At 44.7% G+C, this 2,384-nt stretch carries 3 protein-coding genes; 1 reads left to right on the forward strand and 2 read right to left on the reverse strand.

What is annotated here, in order from left to right:
• Positions 1-643 precede the first annotated feature (643 nt).
• The gene (locus tag HRU21_12805; GenBank protein ID NRA43170.1) at positions 644-1,054 is read right to left on the reverse strand and encodes a histone H3; all 411 of its coding nucleotides are present in this window, start codon (positions 1,052-1,054) and stop codon (positions 644-646) included.
• 292 nt (positions 1,055-1,346) lie between these two features.
• On the opposite strand from HRU21_12805, the gene HRU21_12810 reads away from it, so the two are divergent.
• Positions 1,347-1,592, forward strand: coding sequence for a hypothetical protein (locus HRU21_12810; GenBank protein NRA43171.1), 246 nt, complete (start codon positions 1,347-1,349; stop codon positions 1,590-1,592).
• A 236-nt stretch (positions 1,593-1,828) separates the two neighbouring features.
• On the opposite strand, the gene HRU21_12815 is transcribed toward HRU21_12810, so the two are convergent.
• Positions 1,829-2,275, reverse strand: a complete 447-nt coding sequence (locus HRU21_12815) for an NFYB/HAP3 family transcription factor subunit (GenBank protein ID NRA43172.1) — start codon at positions 2,273-2,275, stop codon at positions 1,829-1,831.
• Between the last annotated feature and the right edge of the window lie 109 nt (positions 2,276-2,384).

Genomic DNA, 2,384 nt, shown 5'->3' on the forward strand with positions numbered 1-2,384 from the left:
GGTCAGAAAAAGTAGCCCGACGCATTTGATAAATTAAGATCGTAGAAAGTTAGAGATTTTAAAAACTACTGAAAAAATAAGCTGTCACCAACATTATAAACCATTTGCTACACAATGCATTCACAGAACTTACATAACTTACCTGGCTGGCGCTGGGCCACGATCACGAAGGTGGCTCTCGATCGGCTGAGCAGGTCACTGCACTCTGACGTCTGTGACTCCGATGGATGCAGCGATGCTGTAGTCCACAGCAGAATTTCTGGTAGAGGGAACCGGCGTTTTCGCGCTGTTCCCAATTCAAGTAAGTAACGCACAGTTCAAATATTGTGTAAAGTGTAAAGTATTGTACTGTGTAAAGTAGTGTACTGTGCCACTTCAAATAAGTCACGCACAATTGAATTACTGTATAAGGTGTACTGTGTAAAGTAGTGTACTTTGTAAAGTAATGTACTGTGTCAAATAGTGTACTGTGTCATTTTTGTTTTTCCAATTCAATATCAATGAAATATAGATATACTGATTTTGGTGGTGTCGAATGACAACCTGGTTACAATACTTTCAAACTATGACTTATTTATAGACTTACTGATTTTGGTGGTGTCGAATGACACCTGGTTTGTGATCATGCGCATCTAATACACGCTTAGGATCGCTCTCCACGAATACGACGGGCGAGCTGCATATCCTTGGGCATGATAGTGACACGGCGTGCGTGGATGGCGCACAAGTTGGTATCTTCAAAGAGACCAACAAGGAAAGCTTCACTTGCTTCCTGTAAAGCCATCACGGCGGATGACTGAAAGCGAAGGTCAGCTTTGAAATCCTGTGCAATTTCGCGAACAAGACGTTGGAAGGGTGCCTTCTTGATGAGAAGGTCCGTTGTCTTTTGGTATCTACGGATTTCGCGAAGTGCAACAGTTCCGGGGCGGAAGCGATGTGCCTTTTTGACACCTTCCGTGGATGGAGTTGCTTTGCGAGAAGCCTTGGAGGCCAGCTGCTTGCGCGGAGCTTTGCCCCCGGTGGACTTGCGAGCAGTTTGCTTGGTACGAGCCATGGTGATAGGTATTTATGTACTTGGAGTACTATCAATGTAATTGAATTGAACTACTGAAATTAACATCTTAAAAAAGAACTCCAATAAATTTGGTTGGTTTATTTGTACGAGGTTGATGACTATAGTTAAGCACCCATTGTGTAGAGGTGTGCACTCATGAGGTGAGAAAAAATGGTCGATCAATTCAGATAATCTGAAACAATACTCACAAGTATTCAACTACACCATGTCTGGACGAGGTAAGGGAGGTAAAGGCCTTGGCAAGGGAGGCGCCAAACGTCATCGCAAGATTATGCGTGACAACATCCAAGGCATCACAAAGCCTGCCATCCGTCGTCTCGCTCGTCGGGGAGGTGTGAAGCGCATTTCTGGACTCATGTACGAGGAAACACGAGGCGTTCTGAAGGTTTTCCTTGAGAACGTTGTCAAGGATTCTGTCACGTACACTGAGCACGCACGCAGGAAGACCGTCACGGCCCTCGATGTGGTCTACGCTCTCAAGCGTCAAGGAAAGACCCTCTATGGATTTGGCGCATAAAACAGCGGCAATCCATTCAAAACTACAGGTGTCATTCGACACCACCAAAAACAAAAAAGATTTCCAAACTGGCTGACTAGTCTAAGAATAATGCTCAGTGTCAATGAAAAATATATGAGTTGCGTTGTTGGATCCAAAGTTCCGAATTTGGAATATCACTTTTTGTATTAGCCTACTGAAATTAAATACTGGTGGCGTTTAAAAACGCCTGGTTTTTGAATCGTGGAGGAATTCATTTAGAGTTCCTGCGATGCAGCACCCTTGTCAGCCTTCTTCTTAAGGAGAACGGCGTGAATGTTAGGCAGAACACCACCGGCGGCAATGGTTGCGCGGCCGAGGTACTTGTTCAATTCCTCGTCATTCTTGACAGCGAGCTGGATATGACGTGGGATGATGCGGGTCTTCTTATTGTCACGAGCGGCATTTCCAGCGAGCTCGAGAAGTTCTGCAACGAGGTATTCCAGAACAGCAGCCATGTACACGGGAGCTCCAGCTCCAATGCGCTTGGCATAGCGACCCTTCTTTAAAAGTCGGCCCAAACGTCCAACGGGGAAGGTAAGACCAGCTTTTGCGGAACGAGACTTGGACCCACCGGTCTTCTTTCCTCGTGCACCCTTACCTTTTCCAGACATGATGATAATGGTATATGTTGTTACAGTAAATATAACTGAATTGAACAGCAAAAGGGGGGTCCTCAATGAATCTATATAAACCAACCAAATTCAGATTTGCTGAATTTGAATGGAGTTTAAATTATATACCCATTTTAAACACTACTCAAAATGGTGGCTT

It is taken from the genome of Pseudomonadales bacterium, assembly GCA_013215025.1.
Taxonomy (GTDB): domain Bacteria; phylum Pseudomonadota; class Gammaproteobacteria; order Pseudomonadales; family DT-91; genus DT-91.

Bases quoted from the DNA above. Each gene is read 5' to 3' on its own strand.
- HRU21_12810 (NRA43171.1), top strand. From the start codon at position 1,347: ATGCGTGACAACATCCAAGGCATCACAAAGCCTGCCATCCGTCGTCTC.
- HRU21_12805 (NRA43170.1), bottom strand. From the start codon at position 1,054: ATGGCTCGTACCAAGCAAACTGCTCGCAAGTCCACCGGGGGCAAAGCT.